This window comes from Comamonas granuli NBRC 101663, assembly GCF_000739995.1.
Taxonomy (GTDB): domain Bacteria; phylum Pseudomonadota; class Gammaproteobacteria; order Burkholderiales; family Burkholderiaceae_C; genus Simplicispira; species Simplicispira granuli.
On record NZ_BBJX01000011.1, the window covers coordinates 11,411 to 31,451 of the forward strand.

A 20,041-nucleotide genomic window follows, 5' to 3' on the forward strand; every position below is an offset into this window, starting at 1 on the left:
ATGAACCATATGTCCACCGCTGCCGAATCCGGCTTTGCCTATACCCGTGCCCAGTTTGAACGACTCGTGGACCACGCGCTCGCGCACGCGCGCAAGCTCGGCGCCACCGACGCCGGGGCCGAGGCCTCCGAAGGGGCCGGCCTGTCGGTGAGCGTGCGCAAGGGCGAGCTCGAGACGGTGGAGCGCAACCGCGACAAGTCGCTGGGCGTGACCGTCTACCTCGGGCAGCGGCGCGGCAACGCCAGCACCTCGGATTTTTCGGACGCCGCCATCGAGCGCACGGTGCAGGCCGCCTACGACATCGCGCGCTTCACGGCCGAAGACCCGGTGGCCGGTCTCCCCGATGCGGATGACATCGCCCCGCCCCAGGAGCACCGCGACTTGGATCTGTTCCACCCCTGGCTGCCTACGAGCGAGGAGGCCGCGCGCATGGCCCTGGAGTGCGAGGCCGCGGCCTTTGACACGCACAAGCGCATCACCAACAGCGAGGGCGCGGCCGTCTCGGCCCAGCAGAGCCATTTCTTCAGCGCGCACACGCGGGGGTTTCGCGGCGGCTACGCCTCGTCGCGGCACAGCGTCTCGGTCGCGCCCATCGCCTCGCTGCCCGGCCGGCATGGCGAGATGCAGCGCGACGCCTGGTACAGCTCGCAGCGCAGCGTGGGCGAGCTGGCGTCGCCCGCCGCCGTGGGCCGCTATGCCGCCGAGCGCGCGCTCAGTCGCCTAGGCAGCCGCAAGATCGCCACCACCGAATGCCCGGTGCTGTTCGAGTCCTCGCTGGCTGCCGGCCTGCTGGGGGCCTACGTGCAGGCCACGAGCGGCGGCGCGCTCTACCGCAAGAGCAGCTTCCTGGTCGATTCGCTGGGCAAGCCGGTGTTTCCCAAGCACATCGACATCCTCGAAGACCCGTTCGTGCTGCGCGGCAAGGGCAGCTCGCCGTTCGACGAGGAGGGCGTGCGCGTGCAGGCGCGCAAGGTGGTGGACGCCGGGCGCGTGCAGGGCTACTTCCTCAGCAGCTATTCGGCGCGCAAGCTCGGCATGAAGACCACCGGCAACGCCGGCGGCTCGCACAACCTGGTGCTGACCTCGCGCCGCACGAAGAAGGGCGACAACCTCGAGGCCATGCTGCAAAAGCTGGGCACGGGCCTGTTCGTCATCGAGCTCATGGGCCAGGGAGTGAATTACGTGACGGGCGACTACTCGCGCGGCGCCAGCGGCTTCTGGGTGGAGAACGGCCGGATCGCCTTCCCCGTGCACGAGATCACCATCGCCGGCAACCTCAAGACCATGTTCAAGGGCATCGAGGCCGTGGGCGCCGACGCCTACGCCTACGGCGCCAAGACCGTGGGCTCGGTGCTCATCAACCGCATGACGGTGGCGGGGAGCTGATTGGACGGCCACCCGGCACTGCGCGCCTGCTTTCGCGCGCCGATCCCGGAGATCGCGCAGGCCGCCGCGCTGCTGGATGCGGCCGTCACCGCTCACCTGCGGGGCCAGGCCGCCCAGGCCGAAGCCTGGATCCGGCAGGCCGACATGCCGGCGGTGGCTGCGTGGGTGGAGTCCATTCTGGGCAGGAACAGCCCCTATGCTGTCATCCGTCCCGCCCCTGCGCCCCGCCTGGCCGGGGCGCCACGGGTGCCGGCACGCATGCCCAGCGCGCAGGAACGCTGCCAACTGCATGCGCGCGATGGCTTTCACTGCCGGTTCTGCGGCATTCCCGTCATCCGCCAGGAGGTGCGCGAGCGCATCCGGCGGGCCTACCCCCAGGCGCTGCGCTGGGGCAAGCGCAACGCAGAGCGGCACGCCGCGTTTTTTGCCCTCTGGGCGCAATATGACCACCTGCTGCCGCACGCCCTGGGCGGCGGCAACGAGCTCTCGAACATGGTCATTACCTGCGCCGCGTGCAATTATGGGCGCGGCGGGTACACCTTGGCAGAGGCCGGCCTCGCCCATCCCCTGGAGCAGCCTCCGGTGCGGTCCGCGTGGGACGGTCTGGAGCGCTTTGGGCGCGCGCCCCCCGCCGTGGGGACCGATGCAGTCTTGCCTCAGTAGGCCGCGCCGGGGGCGCGTGCCGGCTGCGCCGCACCGCCAAACTGCGCGCGCAGCTGGCGCGCCGCATGGGCGAACACCAGCACGTCCACCCCCACGGCGACGAAGGTGCAGCCCAGGTCCAGGTAGCGCTGGGCCAGGGCCGGGTCGGAGGTGAGGATGCCCGCCGCCTTGCCGCTGGCCGTGATGGTGGCGATGGCGCCCTCGATGGCCGCCTGCACCTCGGGGTGGCCGGGGTTGCTGCGGTGGCCCATGGAGGCCGACAGGTCCGCCGGGCCGATGAAGACGCCGTGCACGCCGTCCACGGCGCAGATCGCAGGCAGGTTGCGCATGGCGGTCACGGTCTCGGCCTGCACCAGCAGGCAGATTTCATCGTCGGCCACCTCCATGTAGTCGGCGCGCGCCGTCCATAGCGACGAGCGCGCCACGGCGCTGCCCACCCCGCGCACGCCGCGCGGCGGGTACTGCGTGGCCGCGGCGATGGCGCGCGCCTGCTCGGCCGTGTCCACCATGGGCACGAGCAGCGACTTGGCGCCGATGTCCAGCACCTGCTTGATGAGCGCCGTGTCGCCCTGCGGCACGCGCACCACGGCGTGCGAATCGGGGTAGCCCTGGATGGCCTGCAGTGCCGCGAGCGTGCTGCGCAGGTCGTTGGGCGCGTGTTCGCCGTCGATCAGCAGCCAGTCGTAGCGCGCCGTGGCGGCGACTTCGGCGAGGTAGGGCTCGGCCATGGAGAGCCACAGGCCGATCTGGGCCTGGCCGGCGGTGAGGGCGGTCTTGAAGGGGTTGTGGGCGGGCATGGGGGGCTCCTGGGGGCGGGCGGTGGCGGGGCGGCGCCGGTGGGTGCCGGCGGGCCGCGTTCTTGGGCGCATCATAGCCAAAAAGGCCTGCAGCGCTCGCCCAGCAAGCGCTGCCAGCTATTGTTTCAGTAGCTGCCAATGCCTGCGCGGCGCAGCGGCAGGGCCGTGTCAGCCCTGCGCGATGCGCTGCGCGATGGCCTCGCCCACCTGCGTGGTGCTGGCCGTGCCGCCCAGGTCGGGCGTGCGCGGGCCGCTGCGCAGCACTTCCTCGATCGCCGCCACGATGGCGTCGTGCGCCGCGCGGCCCGCGCCCTGGCCGTGGGTGAGGAAGTCCAGCATCAGCGCGCCGGACCACACCATGGCGATGGGGTTGGCGATGTTCTGGCCGTAGATGTCGGGCGCCGAGCCGTGCACGGGCTCGAACAGGCTGGGGAAGCGCCGCTCGGGGTTGAGGTTGGCCGACGGTGCCAGGCCGATGGTGCCGGTGGTGGCCGGGCCCAGGTCGGAGAGGATGTCGCCGAACAGGTTGGTGGCGGCGACCACATCGAAGCGCCCCGGCTGCAGCACGAAGCGCGCGGTCAGGATGTCGATGTGCTGCTTGTCCAGCGTGACCCCGGGGTAGTGCCGGCCCACGTCCTCGGCGCGCTGGTCCCACCAGGGCATGCTGATGGCGATGCCGTTGCTCTTGGTGGCCAGGGTCAGGTGCTTGCGTGGGCGGCTTTGCGCCAGGTCGAAGGCGAACTTGAGCAGGCGCTCGGCGCCGTGGCGCGAGTACACCGACTCCTGGATCACGATCTCACGCTCCGTGCCCTCGTACATGATGCCGCCCAGCGAGGTGTACTCGCCCTCGGTGTTCTCGCGCACCACGAGGTAGTCGATGTCGCCGGGCTTGCGGCCCGCGAGCGGGCAGGGCACGCCCTCGAACAGGCGCACGGGGCGCAGGTTGATGTACTGGTCGAATTCGCGCCGGAACTTGAGGAGGGACCCCCACAGCGAGACATGGTCCGGCACGGCGCTCGGCCAGCCCACGGCGCCGAAGAAGATGGCGTCCATGCCCGAGAGTTGCGCCTTCCAGTCGTCCGGCATCATCCGGCCGTGCTGCAGGTAGTAGTCGCAGTGCGCCCAGTCGAAGGTGTGGAATTTCAGCGCCAGGCCGCAGCGCTGGGCGGCGGCCTGCACGGTGCGCAGGCCCTCGGGCATGACTTCCCGGCCGATGCCGTCACCGGGAATGACGGCAATCTGGTAGCTGCGGGCCATGGCTGTCGGTGCCCGCGTCAGCCCGCCAGCGCGGCCTTGACCGCTGCCGACACCTGGCCCATGTCGGCCTTGCCGGCCAGGCGCGTCTTGACCACGCCCATGACCTTGCCCATGTCGCCCGGTCCCTTGGCGCCGACCTCGGCGACGATGGCCTGGATCGCGGCGCTCACCTCATCGGCCGACATGCGTGCGGGCAGGTAGACCTGCAGCACGGCCAGCTCGGCCTTTTCCTTGTCGGCCAGGTCCTGGCGGCCCGCGCCCTCGAAGGCGGCGATGCTGTCCTTGCGCTGCTTGATGAGCTTGTCCACGATGGCGACGATGGCGGCGTCGTCCAGCGTCACGCGCTCGTCCACCTCCTTTTGCTTCATGGCCGCCTGCAGCAGGCGGATGGTGCCCAGGCGCTCGCTGTCCTTGGCGCGCATGGCGGTCTTCATGTCGTCGGTGATCTGGTCCTTGAGGCTCATGGTGTTTTTCTCCAGTCAAACACGGTGTAGAAAACAAAAAACCCGCGCTTGGCGTCCCTAGCGCGGGTTTGGTGGGCGTCTGGTGCAAACGCCGGCTGTGCTCAGTACAGCTTTTTGGGCAGCTGCATGCTGCGCACGCGCTTGTAGTGGCGCTTGACGGCGGCAGCCTTCTTGCGCTTGCGCTCGGCGGTGGGTTTTTCGTAGAACTCGCGGGCGCGCAGGTCGGTCAGCAGGCCCAGCTTCTCGATGGTGCGCTTGAAGCGGCGCAGCGCCACGTCAAAGGGTTCGTTCTCTTTTACACGGATGGTGGTCATTAGCTAATGGTTTCCAAAATGTGCCGCCAGAGGGTTGCGGGGAAGATCGGGCCCTGCAGCCGTGCGCGGCGGGTTGCCCCGTCTGTAACTAGTATTTGGCCGACGGGGCTAGTGCCAGCAAAGCCGGGCATTATAGCCTTTTTGCACTGCAAATCAAGTCGCTGCGGGCGCGGCCAGCGCCAGGGCGCAGGCATGGGCGCTGGCCCAGGCCCACTGGAAGTTGTAGCCCCCCAGCCAGCCCGTGATGTCCACCACCTCGCCGATGAAGTACAGCCCCGGCTGGGCCTTGGCCTCCATGGTCTGCTGCGACAGGGCGCGCGTGTCCACGCCGCCCAGGGTCACTTCGGCCTTCTTGTAGCCCTCGGTGCCGGTGGGCGTGAGCTCCCAGCGCGTCATCTGCGCGGCCAGGCGGGCCAGGGCCTTGTCGGAGGCCTCGTTGATGGGGCGCTGCCATTCGGGGTCGCGCGCCGCCCAGGCGTCGGCCAGGCGGCTGGGCACGAAGGCGGCCAGGGCGTTGGCGATGTGCTTGCGCGATTGCAGCTTGGCCTGCGCGAGCGCGGCGGGCAGCTCCGCGCCGGGCGCCAGGTCGATGGCCAGCGGCGTGCCCTCCTGCCAGTAGCTGGAGATCTGCAGCACCGCCGGGCCCGACAGGCCCCGGTGGGTGAACAGCAGGTCTTCGTCGAAGGCCATGTGCGTCTTCTTGCTGCCGGTGGCGATGCGCACGGGCAGGGCCAGCCCGGCCAGCTGCGCCCAGGGCGCCCAGTCCTGGCCGTCGAAGGTGAGCGGCACCAGGCCGGGGCGGCGCTCCACCAGGGGGATGCCGAATTGCTGGGCGATGCGGTAACCCAGGTCGGTGGCGCCGATCTTGGGGATGGACAGGCCGCCCGTGGCCACCACCAGGCTGCGCGTCCGCACGCGGCCCCGGTCAGTATCAATTTGATAGCTACCCGCGCTTGTATCTTCTGCGCTGGAGGCCAAAAAGGCAATCTTTTTCACGCTGCAGGGTTGCCAGTGCGTCACCCCCCCTGCGGCGCATTCGGCCAGCAGCATGGCGATGAGGTCCTCGGCCGAGCGGTCGCAGAACAATTGCCCCTTGTGCTTTTCGTGGAAGGCGATGCCGTGCTTTTGCACCAGGGCGATGAAGTCCTGCGGCCCAAAGCGCGCCAGCGCCGAGCGGCAGAACTGCGGGTTCTGGCCCACGAAGTGCTTGTGCGGCGCCTGCGGGTCCAGGTCGCGGTTGGTGAAGTTGCAGCGCCCGCCGCCCGAGATGCGGATCTTCTCGGCCACCTGCGCGGCGTGGTCGATGAGCAGCACCTTGCAGCCGCGCTGGCCCGCCTGGGCGGCGCAGAACAGGCCGGCGGCGCCCGCGCCGATGACGACGGCATCGAACTGCGGCACGGCGCTGCCCGCCGCGCTCGCGCTGGCGTGCGCCGTCATGCGCCGTGCGGCGCCGTGCGCTCGAAGGTCACCACATGGTCCACCTCGGCGCGTATGCCTATCCACTCGCCGATGGCGTGGTCGTGGTGGCTGGGCACATGGGCCAGGAGCTGCTGGCCATTGTCCAGCCGCAGGGTGTAGAGGAACTCGGAGCCGCGGAAGGCCTTGCGCACGATCTGCGCCTGCACCGGGGCATGGTCGTCGTGCACGATGTCGTCGGCGCGCAGCAGCACGTCGCATGCGCCGCCCGGGTAGCGTGCGGGCAGGGGGCACTCGGTGAGGTTGGCCAGGTCGCCCAGCGGGGTGCGCACTACCACGGCCTGGCCTTGCTGCACCAGCGTGGCCGGAGCGAACACGCCGTGCCCGATGAAGTCGGCCACGAAGCGCGTGGCCGGACGGTGGTAGAGGGTGTAGGCATCGTCCCACTGCTGCAGGCGGCCCTGGTCCATCACGCCGATCACGTCGCCGATGGCAAAGGCCTCGAACTGGTCGTGCGTGACGAACAGCGCCGTCGTGCCCGCCTGCTGCAGGATGGCGCGCACCTCGTGCGCCAGGCGCTCGCGCAGCTCCACGTCGAGGTTGGAGAAGGGCTCGTCGAGCAGCATGAGCCGCGGGCGCGGGGCCAGGGCGCGCGCCAGTGCCACGCGCTGCTGCTGCCCGCCCGAGAGCTCGTGCGGGTAGCGCGCCGCGCTGCCCTGCAGGCCCACGAGCTCCAGCACCTCGGCCACGCGCGCGGCGCGCGCGGCGCGCGGCAGGTCGGCGATGCCGAAGGCCACGTTGGCGCCCACGTCCAGGTGGGGAAACAGCGCGTAGTCCTGGAACACCATGCCGATGCGCCGCTCCTCGGGCGGCAGACAGCGCCCCGGGGCGCCGACCTCCTGCCCGGCGAGCCGGATGCGGCCGGCGGACACGGGCTCCAGGCCGGCGACGCAGCGCAGCAGGGTGGTCTTGCCGCAGCCCGAGGGACCGATGAGCACGCCGATCTGCCCGGCACTCAGGCCCAGCGAGACGTCCTGCACCGCCGCCGCGGCCTGGCCGCGGTAGCGCACTTGCAGTTGGGAAACTTCCAGGAACATGGACCCATTGTAAAAGCGCCCAGGTGAATGCGTAGAATTCGCATTTTCATTGGGCTGCCTGTCTTGCCGCGCCTGTCTCCCGTTTTCCGTCCACTTCTCCTCCTGCTCCTGGCCAGCGTGCTGTCCCTGCCCGTGCTGGCGTTGCTGGCCGCCTGGCTGCCGGGGGGCGCGGGCGCGGCGTCGGCCTGGGGCATCCTGCGCGAGATGGCGGCCACCGTGCTGCCCGGTTATGCCTGGACCACGCTGTGGCTGGCGCTGTGGGTGGGCCTGGGGGCCGCCTGCGTGGGCACGGCCGCCGCCGCGGCGGTGACCTTGTTCGACTTTCCGGGGCGGCGCGCGTTCGAGTGGTTGCTGCTGTTGCCGCTGGCCATGCCCGCCTACGTCACGGCCTATGCCTACACCGATTTCCTGCAGTTCAGCGGGCCGCTGCAGGTGGGGCTGCGCGCGGCCTTCGGCTGGGAGGGGCGGCTGCTGCCCGAGGTGCGCAGCCTGTGGGGCGCGGTGCTGGTGTTCGTGTTCGCGCTCTACCCCTACGTCTACCTGCTGGCGCGCACGGCGCTGGGTGAGCGTGCCGCGCACCTCATGGAGGCGGCGCGGCTGCTGGGCGCGCCCTTGCGCCGGCGCATCGCGCGCATTGCCTTGCCCCTGGCGCGCCCGGCCGTGGCCGCGGGGGTGGCGCTGGTGCTCATGGAAACGCTGGCCGACTACGGCGTGACGAGCTACTTCGGCATCCAGAGTTTTTCCACCGGCATCTACAAGGCCTGGCTGGCCATGGACAACCGCATCGCCGCGGCCCAGCTCTCGACGCTGCTGCTCGTGCTGGTGCTGGCCCTGCTGGGCCTGGAGCAGCGCGCCCAGCGGCGCATGCGCTTTGCCGGCGGCGGCGTCGGCCGGGCGGGGTCGGCCGAGGCGCGGCCTGCCCGGCTGCGCGGGCGCCATGCCGTGCTGGCCTGGGCGGTGTGCGGTCTGCCGGTGCTGCTGGGCTTCGTGGCACCGGTGCTGTTCATGCTGCGGCCACTGACGGCCGATTGGTCGGTGCTGCCCTGGGAGCGCTTTGGCGCGTGGACCTGGAACAGCATGCGCCTGGGGGGCATGACGGCGCTGCTGTGCGTGGCCGTGGCCCTGGCCCTGGCCTTTGCCGTGCGCCGCCAGCCCACGGCCCTCACGCGCGGCGTGGTGCGCCTGGCCAGCCTGGGCTATGCGGTGCCCGGCTCGGTGGTGGTGGTGGGCCTGCTGCTGCCCGTGGGCTGGCTGCAGGAGCGCGTGCCGCAGTGGGGGCTGGGCGCGCTGGTCACGACCACGGCGCTGGGCATCGTCTGGGCCTATCTGGTGCGTTTTGGCGCCGTGGCCCTGCAGTCGGTGCAGAGCGGCTATGCGCGCATTCCGGCGAGCCTGGACGATTCGGCGCGCCTGCTGGGCGTGGGCCGCTGGGGCCTGCTGCGGCGCGTGCACTGGCCGCTGCTGCGCCGTTCCACGGCCGCGGCGGCGCTGCTGGTGTTCGTCGACGTGATGAAGGAGCTGCCCGCCACCCTGGTGCTGCGCCCCTTCGACAGCGACACCCTGGCCGTGGTCGCCTACCAGCTCGCGCGCGACGAGCGCCTGGGCGAGGCGGCGCTGCCTTCGCTGGCGTTGGTGCTCGTGGGGCTGGTGCCCGTGGTGCTGCTCAGCCGCGCCCTGCGCAGCCGCGAGGCCGATGCGTAGGCGGGGGAAACCCTGATCACCGCCCGCCCGGGGTTTGGATTTTCAGGCGAATGGCGTTAACCTCCCAGCCCTTGCTGCGCAGGTGGGCCTGCAGGGCGGGCAGCAGTTGGCGCAGCTTGGCGGCGGCGGCGTTGCTCTTGACCACCAGGCACCAGGTGTCCCCGTCGATGGGGCCGGGCTGGAGGCTGGCGCGCAGCAAGGGGGGGACCAAGGCTTCCACGGCCTTGAGGCGTTCACCGGACTCCTGCGCGAGTGCGGTCAGCTTCGCCAGTGTGGGGGACTCATCGGCAGCCTGCTGCAGCGTGATGGCGTGGTGGCGGCGGAGCATGTTCGATTCAGGAAACGGAATACACGGATGCAGTTGATTATCATGGACTCGCGGCTGGCGCGCAGCCGCGCCATCCACCTCACGGGCGGGCGCCTGCTGGCGGTGTTCCTGGCGGCGTCGCTGGTGCTGATGTGCATGGCGGCGCTGCTCTACCACCTGGTATTCCTCAAGGGCGCGCGCGAGGGCTGGCCCGTCATCGGCGCGGTTCTGCGCCTGGTGGTGCAGGATGAGTTCGCGCAGCGCGACCGCTTCGTGCGCCAGAACATCGACGCCATGGCGCGCAAGCTCGGGGAGATGCAGGCGCGCATGGTGGAGCTCGAATCGCTGGGCGAGCGCGTCTCGGGCCTGGCCGGGATCGAGCTGCCGCGCAAGTCCGCGGCGCCGGGCATGGGCGGTGCGCTCATCGCCAGCCATTCGCTCAGCATGGAGGAGCTCGACGCCACCCTGCAGCAGCTCGACCAGCTCTCGGGACAGCGCGTGGACCTGCTCACGGTGCTCGAATCGCGCCTGTTCGACCAGCACATCCACAAGCATCTGGTACCCACCGAGTCGCCCGCGCCAGGGCGCAGCGTGGGTTCGGGCTTTGGCTGGCGCATCGACCCCATCGTGGGCAAGACGGCGCTGCATGCCGGGCTGGATTTCCCGGCCGAAACCGGCGCCGACATCGTCGCTGCCGCCGCCGGGGTGGTCGTCACGCAGGAATATCACGCCGAGTTCGGCAACATGGTCGAGATCGACCACGGCAACCAGATCGTCTCGCGCTACGCCCACTCCTCCAAGGTGCTGGTCAAGCGCGGCGACCTGGTGCGCCGCGGGCAGAAGATCGCCGAGGTCGGCACCACGGGCCGCTCCACCGGGCCGCACCTGCACTTCGAGGTGCTGGTGCAGGGAGTGCCCCAGGATCCGCAGAAATTCCTCACGGCGGGCAGCCAGGCGGCGCGCAAGCTCGCTGCCGCACCCGCCCGCCCCGCCGGGCGGCAGGTGGCGGGCAGGTAGAATCCGCCCCACCGCGGCCTTCCCCGGCAAGCAGTAGCGCGCTTGATTTCCCCGGGCTTGGCCGCATCTGCTGTCACTTCAATACAAGCTTCTGGCCGTCCGGTGTCACCGCGGGCGCACGGGGCGTATCTGTTCGCATGGCCACCAATCTCCTGACCAAAATTTTCGGCAGCCGCAACGACCGGCTTCTCAAGCAGTACCGCAAGACCGTGGCGCGCATCAACGCCATGGAGCCGGAATACGAAAAGCTCAGCGACGAGCAGTTGCGCGCCAAGACCGAGGAGTTCAAGGGCCGCGTCGCCCAGGGCGAATCGCTGGACAACCTGCTGCCCGAGGCCTTCGCCGTGGTGCGCGAGGGCTCCAAGCGCGTGATGAAGATGCGCCACTTCGACGTGCAGCTCATCGGCGGCATGGCCCTGCACTACGGCAAGATCGCCGAGATGCGCACGGGTGAGGGCAAGACGCTCACGGCCACGCTGCCGGTGTACCTCAACGCCCTGTCGGGGCTGGGCGTGCACGTGGTCACGGTGAACGACTACCTGGCCAGCCGCGACGCCGCCTGGATGGGGCGGCTGTACAACTTCCTGGGCCTGACGGTGGGCACCAACCTGCCCAATATGCCGCGCGAGGAAAAGCAGGCCGCCTACAACGCCGACATCACCTACGGCACGAACAACGAGTACGGCTTCGACTACCTGCGCGACAACATGGTCTACGAGGCGCAGGACCGGGTGCAGCGCAAGCTCAATTTCGCCATCGTGGACGAGGTGGACTCCATCCTCATCGACGAGGCGCGCACGCCGCTCATCATCAGCGGCCAGGCCGAGGACCACACCGCCATGTACCTGGCCATGAACCAGGTGGTGCCGCTGCTGGTGCGCCAGGAGGGCGAGGCCGACCCGCGCACGGGCCAGGGCGTGACCAAGCCCGGCGACTTCACCGTGGACGAGAAGGGGCACCAGATCTTCCTGACCGAGCAGGGCCACGAGAACGCCGAGCGCATCCTCGCCAGCCAGGGCCTGATCGCCGAGGGCGCTTCGCTCTACGACCCGGCCAACATCACGCTGATGCACCATCTGTATGCGGCGCTCAAGGCCAAGCATCTGTTCCACCGCGACCAGCACTATGTGGTGCAGAACGGCGAGATCGTCATCGTCGACGAGTTCACGGGCCGCCTGATGTCGGGCCGCCGCTGGAGCGACGGCCTGCACCAGGCCGTGGAGGCCAAGGAAGGCGTGCAGATCCAGGCCGAGAACCAGACGCTCGCGTCCATCACCTTCCAGAACTACTTCCGCCTGTACAACAAGCTGGCGGGCATGACCGGTACGGCCGACACCGAGGCCTACGAATTCCAGGAGATCTACGGCCTGGAGACCGTGGTGATCCCGCCCAACCGCCCGAGCAAGCGCGACGACCAGCTCGACCGCGTGTACAAGACCACGCGCGAAAAGTACGAGGCGGCCATTGCCGACATCCGCGAATGCCACGGGCGCGGCCAGCCCGTGCTGGTGGGCACGACCTCGATCGAGAACTCCGAGATCATCGACCAGCTCCTGACGCAGGCGGGCCTGCCGCACCAGGTGCTCAACGCCAAGCAGCACGCGCGCGAAGCCGACATCGTGGCCCAGGCCGGCCGCGAGGGCATGATCACCATCGCCACCAACATGGCGGGCCGCGGCACCGACATCGTGCTCGGCGGCAATATCGAGAAGGAAATTGCCGCCATCGAGGCCGATGAGTCGCTGGACGAGGGCACGCGGCAAAGCCGCGTTGCCAGCCTGCGCGCGCAGTGGCAGCAGGACCATGAAAAGGTCAAGGCGCTGGGCGGGCTGCGCATCATCGCCACCGAGCGCCACGAGTCGCGCCGCATCGACAACCAGCTGCGCGGCCGCTCGGGCCGCCAGGGCGACCCGGGCTCCTCGCGCTTCTACCTGAGCCTGGACGACGCGCTGATGCGCATCTTCGCGGGCGACCGTGTCAAGGCCATCATGGACCGCCTGAAGATGCCCGACGGCGAGGCCATCGAGGCGGGCATCGTCACGCGCAGCATCGAGTCGGCGCAGCGCAAGGTCGAGGCGCGCAACTTCGACATCCGCAAGCAATTGCTGGAATACGACGACGTGGCCAACGACCAGCGCAAGGTGATCTACCAGCAGCGCAACGAGATCCTCGACGCGGCAGAGCTCTCCGAGCTGATCGCCGGCATGCGCGAGGGCTGCTTCTCCGACATCGTGCGCCAGTACGTGCCGGCCGAATCGGTCGAGGAGCAATGGGACCTGCCCGCGCTGGAGAAGGTGCTGGCCGAGGAGTGGCAGCTCACCATCCCACTGCAGCAGATGGTCGAGGGCTCCCAATCGGTGACCGATGAAGACATCCTCGACAAGGTGGTGGCCGCGGCGCATGCGGCCTATGGCGCCAAGGTCGAGCTGGTGGGCAAGGAGAACTTCACCCAGTTCGAGCGCGTCGTGCTGCTGCAGAACTTCGACTCGCATTGGCGCGACCACCTGAGCGCGCTGGACTACCTGCGCCAGGGCATCCACCTGCGCGGCTATGCGCAAAAGCAGCCCAAGCAGGAATACAAGCGCGAGGCCTTCGAGCTGTTCGGGCAATTGCTGGACATGGTCAAGAACGAGGTCACGCGCATCCTCATGACCGTGCAGGTGCAGTCGCCCACGCAGATCGACCAGGCCGCCGAGGACCTGGAGGCGCGCGCCGAGCGCATCGCCAACGTCACCTACTCCGCCCCCACCGAGACCGGCGAGGTCGAGACCACGGTGGACGAGCGCACGCTCAGCGTGCAGCAGAAGGTGGCGGCCGGCGGGCGCGTGGGCCGCAACGACCCCTGCCCCTGCGGCAGCGGCAAGAAGTACAAGCAGTGCCACGGCAAGCTCGCCTAGAACCAGGCACAACACCCTGAGCGGCTGCGCCGCTTCCCCCTTCTCTCGGCTTCGCCGGGAAGGGGGGCAACACCAGCGCGGCGGGGCGGCCCTTGCGCGGTGTCTGCTGGCACGGCTCGCGCCAGTTGCAGGGACGGCAGCCCATGGTTTGTTTGGGGGTGCCCTATCATCGCCCCCTGCTTTTGGAAGGATCACCCCCATGCCCGTTCATCTCTCCGCTCCCAACCCTGCCGACCTGCACCCCGTGGCCGGCGTGCGCATCGGCGTCGCCGAAGCCGGCGTGCGCAAGGCGAATCGCAAGGACTTGACCGTTTTTCTGCTCGACGAGGGCGCGAGCGTGGCGGGCGTGTTCACGCAGAACCGCTTCTGCGCCGCGCCGGTGCAGGTCTGCCGTGAGCACCTGGCGGGCGGCCAGGCCGTCCGCGCCCTGGTGGTGAACACCGGCAACGCCAACGCCGGCACGGGGGCGGATGGCCTGGCGCGCGCGCGCGCCACCAGTGCGGCGCTGGCGCGGCATCTGCAAGTGGATGCGGCGCAGGTGCTGCCGTTCTCCACCGGCGTCATCATGGAGCCGCTTCCCGTGGACCGCATCGAGGCCGGCCTGCCCGCGGCCATCGCCGACGCGCAGCCGGCCCATTGGGCGCGCGCGGCCGAGGGCATCATGACCACCGACACCGTGGCCAAGGCCTTCAGCCGCCAGGTGCAGATCGGCGGCGCCACCGTCACGGTGACCGGCATCGCCAAGGGCGCGGGCATGATCCGCCCGAACATGGCCACCATGCTGGGCTTCGTGGCCACCGACGCGCGCATCGCGCCGGCGCTGTTGCAGGGCCTGGTGCGCGAGCTGGCGGACCAGTCGTTCAACCGCATCACCATCGACGGCGACACCTCCACCAACGACTGCTTCATGCTGATCGCCACGCAGCAGGCAGCGCATGCCCCCATTGAAGCGCTGTCCAGCGCCGAGGGCCAGGCCCTCCAGGCCGCGCTGCTGGAAGTGGCGCAGAAGCTGGCCCAGGCCATCGTGCGCGACGGCGAGGGCGCGACCAAATTCATCACCGTGCGCGTGGAAGGCGGCAAGACCGGCGAGGAATGCCGCAAGGTGGCCTACGCCATCGCCCATTCGCCGCTGGTCAAGACGGCGTTCTTCGCCAGCGACCCGAACCTGGGCCGCATCCTGGCGGCCGTGGGCTATGCCGGCATCGAGGATCTGGACCAGACCGGCATCGACCTCTACCTCGACGACGTGCACGTGGCCGTGCAGGGCGGGCGCAACCCCGCGTACCGTGAGGAAGACGGCCAGCGCGTGATGAAGCAGAGCGAGATCACCGTGCGCGTGCTGCTGGGCCGCGGCAGCGCGCAGGACACGGTCTGGACCTGCGATCTGAGCCACGACTACGTGACCATCAACGCCGATTACAGATCTTGAGGTGGAACACCCCCCTGAGCCGCTGCGCGGCTTCCCCCCGCTCTCACAGCGCTTCGCGCTGCGGGCAGGGGGACGCCCCCAGTGCGGCGGGGCGGCCCTTGCACGGGGGCTCTGGCCTGGGCCGTGCCAGGTTTGTCCATGGTGGGCGTAGCGTGTGCAGGGGTTTTTGCTGCTAATTTGATAGCTGCTGGCGCTTTATTGGTGCGCGCTGGAGGCCAAAATGAACGAAAAATTTGAACATCTGATCGAACGCGCCGAGCAGCTCATCGCGCGCATCGAATCCGTGCTGCCGCAGCCGCTGGCGGCGCCCGACTGGTCTTCTGCCATTGCCTGGCGCTACCGCAAGCGCAGCAGCGGGCACGGCACGCTGGAGCCCGTGCGCCATGTGGCGGCGATGCGTCTGGAAGACCTGAAGGAAATCGACGGCCAGAAAGAGAAGATCCAGCGCAACACCGAGCAGTTCGTCCGCGGCCTGCCGGCCAACAACGTGCTGCTCACGGGGGCGCGCGGCACGGGCAAGTCCTCGCTCATCAAGGCCTGCCTGAACTCTTACGCGCCGCAGGGCCTGCGCCTGATCGAGGTGGACAAGGCCGATCTGACCGACCTGCCCGACATCGTCGAGGTGGTGGCCGGCCGGCCGGAATACTTCATCGTGTTCTGCGACGACCTGAGCTTCGAGGACGGCGAGCCGGGCTACAAGGCGCTCAAGTCCATCCTCGACGGCTCGGTGGCCGCCGCCACGCCCAACGTGCTGATCTACGCCACCAGCAACCGGCGCCACCTGCTGCCCGAGTACATGCGCGAGAACCTCACGTACACCCACACCGACGATGGCGAGGTGCACCCGGGCGAGGGCGTGGAGGAGAAGATCTCGCTGTCCGAGCGCTTCGGCCTGTGGGTGAGCTTCTACCCGTTCAGCCAGGACGAATACCTGGCCATCGCCGGGCAGTGGCTGGCCTCGTTCGGGCTGGGCGGCGATGCCATCGCCGCAGCGCGCCCCGAGGCCCTGGTCTGGGCGCTGGAACGCGGTTCGCGCAGCGGCCGCGTGGCCTATCAGTTTGCGCGCGACTATGCAGGACGCCACGGTGGTTGAGCCGGCGCGCAAGCACACCGAGGTCGCGGTCGGCATCCTGATCCGCGCCGATGGCGCGCTGCTCTTGAGCACAAGGCCGCCGGACAAGGTGTATGCGGGCTACTGGGAGTTCCCTGGCGGCAAGATCGAGGCGGGCGAGACCGTGGAGCAGGCGCTGCGCCGCGAGCTGCAGGAGGAGCTGGGCATCACCATCGGCCCGGCGGCGGTCTGGAAGGTGACCGAGCACGACTACCCCCACGCCCTGGTGCGCCTGCACTGGTGCAAGGTGCATGACTGGACCGGGGACTTCGAGATGCGCGAGGGCCAGGCCATGGCCTGGCAGCACTGGCCCATCGAGGTGCGTCCGGTGCTGCCAGGCGCGTTGCCGGTGCTGGCTTGGCTGGCCGAGGAGCGCGGCGTGCCGTTCGATCCGGCAATACTATCGAATGGATAGCTGCCGGCGCTTGCTCAGTAAGCGCCAGAGCCCCATTTCACTCCAAACTGGTCCGTGGATCGCCGAACGGGGCGTCCTCGGGCGGGGCCTCCGCAGGGACGCGAAAATCCTCGCGCGCCCAGGCGCCCAGGTCCATCTGCTGGCAGCGCTGGCTGCAGAACGGGCGCCAGGGGTTGTCCGGGTGGTAGAGGCTGGGGCCTTGGCAGGCGGGGCAGCGCACGGTGCGCGGGGCGGGCTGTGGTGCGGGGCGGTGCATGGCGCGGGAGGCTGGGGCAGAGCTGCTCAGGCGCACAGGGTGAGCTCGAAGACGGCGTCCTCGCTGCAGGCCTGCAAATGCCATTGCGGCGTCTGGCGCATGAGGCGCACGGACACCATGAGCCGGTTGCCGCTGATCTCGGGCACCAGGCCCAGGGCGGGATCGATGCGCAGGCGCAGGAGCTGAAAGCTCCGCCCTTGCGGCAGGTTTTGCTGGAACTGTCCGCGCTCGGCGGCAACCTTTTGCGGCATGCCGGAGTCGCGCAGCAGCTTGAGCAGCAGGTAAATCGAGTCGGCCAGGGGCGCGAGGGTGCCGGCCCATTCCTGCAGGGCCGCCTGGCGCTCGGTGGCAGGCCGGTGTTGCCAGGCATAGTAGCTCGGCAGGTCGAACCCGCAGGTGCCGCCAGGAATGCCCGCGCGGCTGCGTATGCCCATGAGCCATTCGTTCTCGGTCAGCAGGTGGCCGGTCTTGCCGACCTGGCTGCTGAGCGTGCCGAAGCAGCGGTCGAGCTGTGCCACCACACCGTCGAGCGCCGCCTCGGAGATGGCCGGGTTGCCGCGGTAGCCGTCGAGCACGTGCTTTTGCTTCTCGATGTCCTTGAGCACGTCGGCCTTGAGGTCCGCGCGCGCCGCCACGTCCATGATTTCAAAGATGGTGGTGAGGGCGAAGTGGTGGTCCAGCGGGTGGCTGCGCGGGATCAGCTCGCCCAGGCGCCGCAGCAGGTATTCGAGCCGCAGGTAGGTGCGGATGCGCTCGTTGAAGGGGTATTCGTACAGAATCACGGCGAAATCATAGCCCGAACCTGCGGGCCGCAAGGCTGACCTGGCTGCGCAGGGCGTCGAGGGACAGGCCGTCGTTGTACATCACCAGGTCGGCGCAGGCACGCCGCTGGCTGCGGCTGGCCTGGGCGGCCAGGATGTCGCGCACGGCGGCGGGGGAGAGCTGGTTGCGTGCGACCACGCGCTCGATCTGGGTGTCCTCGCGGCAGTCGACCACGATGACGGCGTCGAGCCGACGGCGCCAGTGGCCCGATTCGACCAGCAGGGGGATGTCGTGCACCACCAGGCGCGCGCCCTGGGCCCGGGCCTGCAGCGCCTGGCGCTCCGTCTCCTGGCCCACCAGGGGGTGGATGATGGCTTCGAGCCGCTGGCGCGCCTCGGGCTGGGTGAAGGCCAGCGTGCGCATGCGCGCGCGGTCCAGGGCGCCATCCGCGGCCATCAGTTCCGGGCCGAAGGCCGCGGCGATGGCGGGCATGGCCGCGCCGCCGGGCGCCGTCAGTTCACGCGCGATGCGGTCGGCATCGATGATGGTGGCACCGCAGTCGGCGAGCATGGCGGCCACGGTGCTCTTGCCGCTGCCAATGCCCCCGGTCAGGCCCACCTGCCAGCAATGCTTGTCCATCACAGTCCCAGCCAGCCCCAGAGGGCGTGCAGGATGGTGGACGGCCCCAGCACCATGCCGATCAGGCCTGCGCCCACCAGGAAGGGCCCGAAGGGCACGTAGCCGCCTTCGCGCAGGCTGCGCTTGAGCTTCATCGCAATGCCCACGGCAGCGCCGACCACGGAGGCCAGCAGAATCAGCGGCACCAGTGCCTGCCAGCCAAACCAGGCACCCAGCGCGGCAAACAGCTTGAAGTCGCCGTAACCCATGCCTTCCTTGCCGGTGGCGAGCTTGAATGCCCAGTACACCAGCCAGAGCGAGAGATAGCCTGCGGCGGCGCCCAGCACGGCGTCCTGCAGGGAGATGCCCGTCCACCCGGCGGCCGCGCTGAGCAGGCCGGCCCACAGCAAGGGCAGGGTCAGGTCGTCGGGGAGCAGGGTGGTGTCCCAGTCGATGAACGCCAGGGCGACCAGCACGGCGCTGAAGGCACACCAGGCCAGACCGGACGTGCCCAGCCCCCAGCGCTGCACGCAGTAATAGAACAGGGCGCCGGTGAGCAGCTCCACCGCCGGGTAGCGCGCGCTGATGCGCGTCTGGCACGCCGCGCAGCGCCCGCGCAGCGCCAGATAGCTGAGCACCGGAATGTTCTCGTACCAGGCCAGGGTGTGCCCGCAGGCCTGGCAGCGCGAGCGCGGCACGGCCAGGTTGAAGGCCGCGGCGTCCGGGGCCGCAGGGGCCGGGCCGCCGGTTGCGTGCGCATAGTCCGCATGCTCGCGTGCCCACTGGCGCTCCATCATCTGCGGCAGGCGGTAGATCACCACGTTGAGAAAACTGCCGACCATGAGGCCCAGGACACCGGCCAGGGCCGCATCCCACCAGGGATCCAGGATCATCAAACCACCTGGCCCAGCTTGAAGATGGGCAGGTACATGGAGACCACGATGCCGCCGATCAAGGTGCCCAGGAAGACGATGATGATGGGCTCCATGAGGCTGGAGAGACCGGCCACCATTTCGTCCACTTCCTGCTCGTAGAAGTCGGCCGCCTTGCTCAGCATGTGGTCGATGGAGCCCGATTCCTCGCCGATGGCGCACATCTGCAGCACCATGGAGGGGAAGACGTTGGCATTGGTCATGGCCACGGTGAGGCTGGTGCCCGTGGAGACCTCCTGCTGGATCTTGTCGGTGGCCAGGGTGTAGACCGAGTTGCCAGCGGCGCCGCCGACCGAATCCAGAGCCTCGACGAGCGGCACGCCGGCAGCGAACATGGTCGCCAGCGTGCGCGTCCAGCGGGCCACGGCGGACTTGTAGATCAGGTCGCCGAAGATGGGGATGCGCAGCAGCAGGCGGTCCATGAACATCTGCATCTTCTCATTGCGCTTCCAGGCCTGCATGAAGAAGTAGAAGCCGCCGCCGATGATGCCGAAGATCAGCCACCACCATTGCACGAACACTTCGCTCATGCCCATCACGAACAGGGTGGGCGCGGGCAGGTCGGCGCCGAACGAGGTGAACACCTCCTTGAAGGCGGGGATCACGAAGATCATGATCACCGTGACCACCACGAAGGCGACGATGATCACCGAGATCGGGTACATCAGCGCCGACTTGATCTTGCCCTTGATGGCCTCGGTCTTTTCCATGTAGGTGGCAAGGCGGTCGAGCAGGGCTTCCAGGATACCGGCGGCCTCGCCTGCCTCGACCAGGTTGCAGTAGAGGCTGTCGAAGTACAGCGGGTACTTGCGAAACGCCGCATTGAGCGAGGTGCCGGTCTCCACGTCGGCACGGATGTCGTTGAGCAGTTTGCCCACGCTGGGGTTGGCGTTGCCGCGTCCCACGATGTCAAAGGCCTGCAGCAAGGGCACGCCGGCCTTCATCATGGTGGCCATCTGCCGGGTGAACAGGGCGATGTCCTTGGGCTTGATCTTCTTGCCGCTGCGCATGCGGCGCTTCTTGATCTTGGTGGGCAGCACGCCCTGGCGGCGCAGCATGGCCATCACCTGGTTTTCCCCGGTGGCGCGGGTCTCGCCGCGCACGACCTTGCCGTTGCGGTCCTTGCCTTCCCACTCGAAGACGAAGTCCTTGATGCCTGCTTTTGCTGCCGTTGCCATAGATCTCCACCTCGTACGGTCGTT

20 protein-coding genes are annotated in these 20,041 nt (G+C 69.2%); 8 read left to right on the forward strand and 12 right to left on the reverse strand.

The genetic code is table 11. The features are described from left to right. Window positions 1–1,386: a metalloprotease PmbA gene (gene pmbA, locus CGR01S_RS12230; protein ID WP_042427451.1), complete on the forward strand. Its 1,386-nt coding sequence runs from the start codon at window positions 1–3 to the stop codon at window positions 1,384–1,386. Continuing rightward, on the forward strand, window positions 1,387–2,049 hold the full coding sequence (locus CGR01S_RS12235) for an HNH endonuclease (protein ID WP_042427454.1): 663 nt from the start codon (window positions 1,387–1,389) through the stop codon (window positions 2,047–2,049). Here the strand turns inward: CGR01S_RS12235 and CGR01S_RS12240 are convergent. From CGR01S_RS12240 to CGR01S_RS12265, 6 genes are all read right to left on the reverse strand, one after another. Then, complete coding sequence (locus CGR01S_RS12240) at window positions 2,043–2,846, reverse strand: aldolase/citrate lyase family protein (RefSeq protein WP_042427457.1); 804 nt, start codon at window positions 2,844–2,846, stop codon at window positions 2,043–2,045. The two genes, CGR01S_RS12235 and CGR01S_RS12240, sit on opposite strands and share 7 nt — an antisense overlap. Before the next feature lie 168 nt (window positions 2,847–3,014). Continuing rightward, on the reverse strand, window positions 3,015–4,103 hold the full coding sequence (locus tag CGR01S_RS12245; protein WP_042427460.1) for a tartrate dehydrogenase: 1,089 nt from the start codon (window positions 4,101–4,103) through the stop codon (window positions 3,015–3,017). A 17-nt stretch (window positions 4,104–4,120) separates the two neighbouring features. After that, window positions 4,121–4,567 carry a GatB/YqeY domain-containing protein gene (locus tag CGR01S_RS12250; protein WP_042427464.1) on the reverse strand — a complete coding sequence of 149 codons (447 nt, stop codon included), beginning with the start codon at window positions 4,565–4,567 and terminating at the stop codon, window positions 4,121–4,123. 101 nt (window positions 4,568–4,668) lie between these two features. Then, a complete protein-coding gene (rpsU, locus tag CGR01S_RS12255) occupies window positions 4,669–4,881 on the reverse strand; it encodes a 30S ribosomal protein S21 (protein ID WP_007833691.1) in 213 nt (70 codons plus the stop codon). 153 nt (window positions 4,882–5,034) lie between these two features. Then, on the reverse strand, window positions 5,035–6,318 hold the full coding sequence (locus CGR01S_RS12260) for a BaiN/RdsA family NAD(P)/FAD-dependent oxidoreductase (RefSeq protein ID WP_042427476.1): 1,284 nt from the start codon (window positions 6,316–6,318) through the stop codon (window positions 5,035–5,037). Then, on the reverse strand, window positions 6,315–7,394 hold the full coding sequence (locus tag CGR01S_RS12265; RefSeq protein WP_042427479.1) for an ABC transporter ATP-binding protein: 1,080 nt from the start codon (window positions 7,392–7,394) through the stop codon (window positions 6,315–6,317). Before CGR01S_RS12265 ends, CGR01S_RS12260 begins: the two co-directional genes overlap by 4 nt. A gap of 27 nt (window positions 7,395–7,421) precedes the next feature. Here CGR01S_RS12265 and CGR01S_RS12270 point away from each other — a divergent pair, with 27 nt between their 5' ends. Continuing rightward, entirely contained in the window at window positions 7,422–9,095 is a 1,674-nt protein-coding gene (locus CGR01S_RS12270) for an ABC transporter permease (RefSeq protein ID WP_042427482.1), read from the forward strand. Between the two features lie 16 nt (window positions 9,096–9,111). Here the strand turns inward: CGR01S_RS12270 and CGR01S_RS12275 are convergent, their stop codons facing one another. After that, window positions 9,112–9,423 (reverse strand): DciA family protein, encoded by a 312-nt coding sequence (locus tag CGR01S_RS12275; RefSeq protein ID WP_042427485.1) that lies wholly within the window; start codon window positions 9,421–9,423, stop codon window positions 9,112–9,114. Between the two features lie 27 nt (window positions 9,424–9,450). On the opposite strand from CGR01S_RS12275, the gene CGR01S_RS12280 reads away from it, so the two are divergent. The 5 genes from CGR01S_RS12280 (at window position 9,451) to CGR01S_RS12300 (ending at window position 16,271) form a co-directional block, all read left to right on the forward strand. After that, window positions 9,451–10,419: a M23 family metallopeptidase gene (locus tag CGR01S_RS12280; protein ID WP_042427488.1), complete on the forward strand. Its 969-nt coding sequence runs from the start codon at window positions 9,451–9,453 to the stop codon at window positions 10,417–10,419. A gap of 137 nt (window positions 10,420–10,556) precedes the next feature. Continuing rightward, complete coding sequence (gene secA, locus CGR01S_RS12285; RefSeq protein ID WP_042427491.1) at window positions 10,557–13,316, forward strand: preprotein translocase subunit SecA; 2,760 nt, start codon at window positions 10,557–10,559, stop codon at window positions 13,314–13,316. 199 nt (window positions 13,317–13,515) lie between these two features. Then, window positions 13,516–14,745: a bifunctional glutamate N-acetyltransferase/amino-acid acetyltransferase ArgJ gene (gene argJ, locus CGR01S_RS12290; RefSeq protein ID WP_042427495.1), complete on the forward strand. Its 1,230-nt coding sequence runs from the start codon at window positions 13,516–13,518 to the stop codon at window positions 14,743–14,745. 220 nt (window positions 14,746–14,965) lie between these two features. Continuing rightward, entirely contained in the window at window positions 14,966–15,838 is an 873-nt protein-coding gene (locus tag CGR01S_RS12295) for an ATP-binding protein (protein ID WP_042427498.1), read from the forward strand. Further along, window positions 15,831–16,271 carry an NUDIX domain-containing protein gene (locus CGR01S_RS12300; protein ID WP_439644745.1) on the forward strand — a complete coding sequence of 147 codons (441 nt, stop codon included), beginning with the start codon at window positions 15,831–15,833 and terminating at the stop codon, window positions 16,269–16,271. The genes CGR01S_RS12295 and CGR01S_RS12300 overlap by 8 nt, the downstream gene beginning before the upstream one ends. A 37-nt stretch (window positions 16,272–16,308) precedes the next feature. On the opposite strand, the gene CGR01S_RS12305 is transcribed toward CGR01S_RS12300, so the two are convergent. The 5 genes from CGR01S_RS12305 to CGR01S_RS12325 are packed head-to-tail and all read right to left on the reverse strand — an operon-like array spanning window position 16,309 to window position 20,017. Next, on the reverse strand, window positions 16,309–16,527 hold the full coding sequence (locus CGR01S_RS12305; RefSeq protein WP_042427504.1) for a DNA gyrase inhibitor YacG: 219 nt from the start codon (window positions 16,525–16,527) through the stop codon (window positions 16,309–16,311). A gap of 26 nt (window positions 16,528–16,553) precedes the next feature. Continuing rightward, on the reverse strand, window positions 16,554–17,309 hold the full coding sequence (zapD, locus tag CGR01S_RS12310) for a cell division protein ZapD (RefSeq protein WP_042427508.1): 756 nt from the start codon (window positions 17,307–17,309) through the stop codon (window positions 16,554–16,556). Window positions 17,310–17,316: 7 nt separating this feature from the next. After that, entirely contained in the window at window positions 17,317–17,928 is a 612-nt protein-coding gene (coaE, locus tag CGR01S_RS12315; protein WP_042427511.1) for a dephospho-CoA kinase, read from the reverse strand. After that, a complete protein-coding gene (locus CGR01S_RS12320; RefSeq protein WP_042427514.1) occupies window positions 17,928–18,800 on the reverse strand; it encodes a prepilin peptidase in 873 nt (290 codons plus the stop codon). The genes coaE and CGR01S_RS12320 overlap by 1 nt, the downstream gene beginning before the upstream one ends. Next, the gene (locus CGR01S_RS12325) at window positions 18,800–20,017 is read right to left on the reverse strand and encodes a type II secretion system F family protein (protein WP_042427517.1); all 1,218 of its coding nucleotides are present in this window, start codon (window positions 20,015–20,017) and stop codon (window positions 18,800–18,802) included. The genes CGR01S_RS12320 and CGR01S_RS12325 overlap by 1 nt, the downstream gene beginning before the upstream one ends. Between the last annotated feature and the right edge of the window lie 24 nt (window positions 20,018–20,041).

Bases quoted from the DNA above. Each gene is read 5' to 3' on its own strand.
- pmbA (WP_042427451.1), top strand. From the start codon at position 1: ATGAACCATATGTCCACCGCTGCCGAATCCGGCTTTGCCTATACCCGT.
- CGR01S_RS12240 (WP_042427457.1), bottom strand. From the start codon at position 2,846: ATGCCCGCCCACAACCCCTTCAAGACCGCCCTCACCGCCGGCCAGGCC.
- CGR01S_RS12245 (WP_042427460.1), bottom strand. From the start codon at position 4,103: ATGGCCCGCAGCTACCAGATTGCCGTCATTCCCGGTGACGGCATCGGC.
- CGR01S_RS12250 (WP_042427464.1), bottom strand. From the start codon at position 4,567: ATGAGCCTCAAGGACCAGATCACCGACGACATGAAGACCGCCATGCGC.
- rpsU (WP_007833691.1), bottom strand. From the start codon at position 4,881: ATGACCACCATCCGTGTAAAAGAGAACGAACCCTTTGACGTGGCGCTG.
- CGR01S_RS12260 (WP_042427476.1), bottom strand. From the start codon at position 6,318: ATGACGGCGCACGCCAGCGCGAGCGCGGCGGGCAGCGCCGTGCCGCAG.
- CGR01S_RS12265 (WP_042427479.1), bottom strand. From the start codon at position 7,394: ATGTTCCTGGAAGTTTCCCAACTGCAAGTGCGCTACCGCGGCCAGGCC.
- CGR01S_RS12270 (WP_042427482.1), top strand. From the start codon at position 7,422: ATGCGTAGAATTCGCATTTTCATTGGGCTGCCTGTCTTGCCGCGCCTG.
- CGR01S_RS12275 (WP_042427485.1), bottom strand. From the start codon at position 9,423: ATGCTCCGCCGCCACCACGCCATCACGCTGCAGCAGGCTGCCGATGAG.
- CGR01S_RS12280 (WP_042427488.1), top strand. From the start codon at position 9,451: ATGCAGTTGATTATCATGGACTCGCGGCTGGCGCGCAGCCGCGCCATC.
- secA (WP_042427491.1), top strand. From the start codon at position 10,557: ATGGCCACCAATCTCCTGACCAAAATTTTCGGCAGCCGCAACGACCGG.
- argJ (WP_042427495.1), top strand. From the start codon at position 13,516: ATGCCCGTTCATCTCTCCGCTCCCAACCCTGCCGACCTGCACCCCGTG.
- CGR01S_RS12295 (WP_042427498.1), top strand. From the start codon at position 14,966: ATGAACGAAAAATTTGAACATCTGATCGAACGCGCCGAGCAGCTCATC.
- CGR01S_RS12305 (WP_042427504.1), bottom strand. From the start codon at position 16,527: ATGCACCGCCCCGCACCACAGCCCGCCCCGCGCACCGTGCGCTGCCCC.
- coaE (WP_042427511.1), bottom strand. From the start codon at position 17,928: ATGGACAAGCATTGCTGGCAGGTGGGCCTGACCGGGGGCATTGGCAGC.
- CGR01S_RS12320 (WP_042427514.1), bottom strand. From the start codon at position 18,800: ATGATCCTGGATCCCTGGTGGGATGCGGCCCTGGCCGGTGTCCTGGGC.
- CGR01S_RS12325 (WP_042427517.1), bottom strand. From the start codon at position 20,017: ATGGCAACGGCAGCAAAAGCAGGCATCAAGGACTTCGTCTTCGAGTGG.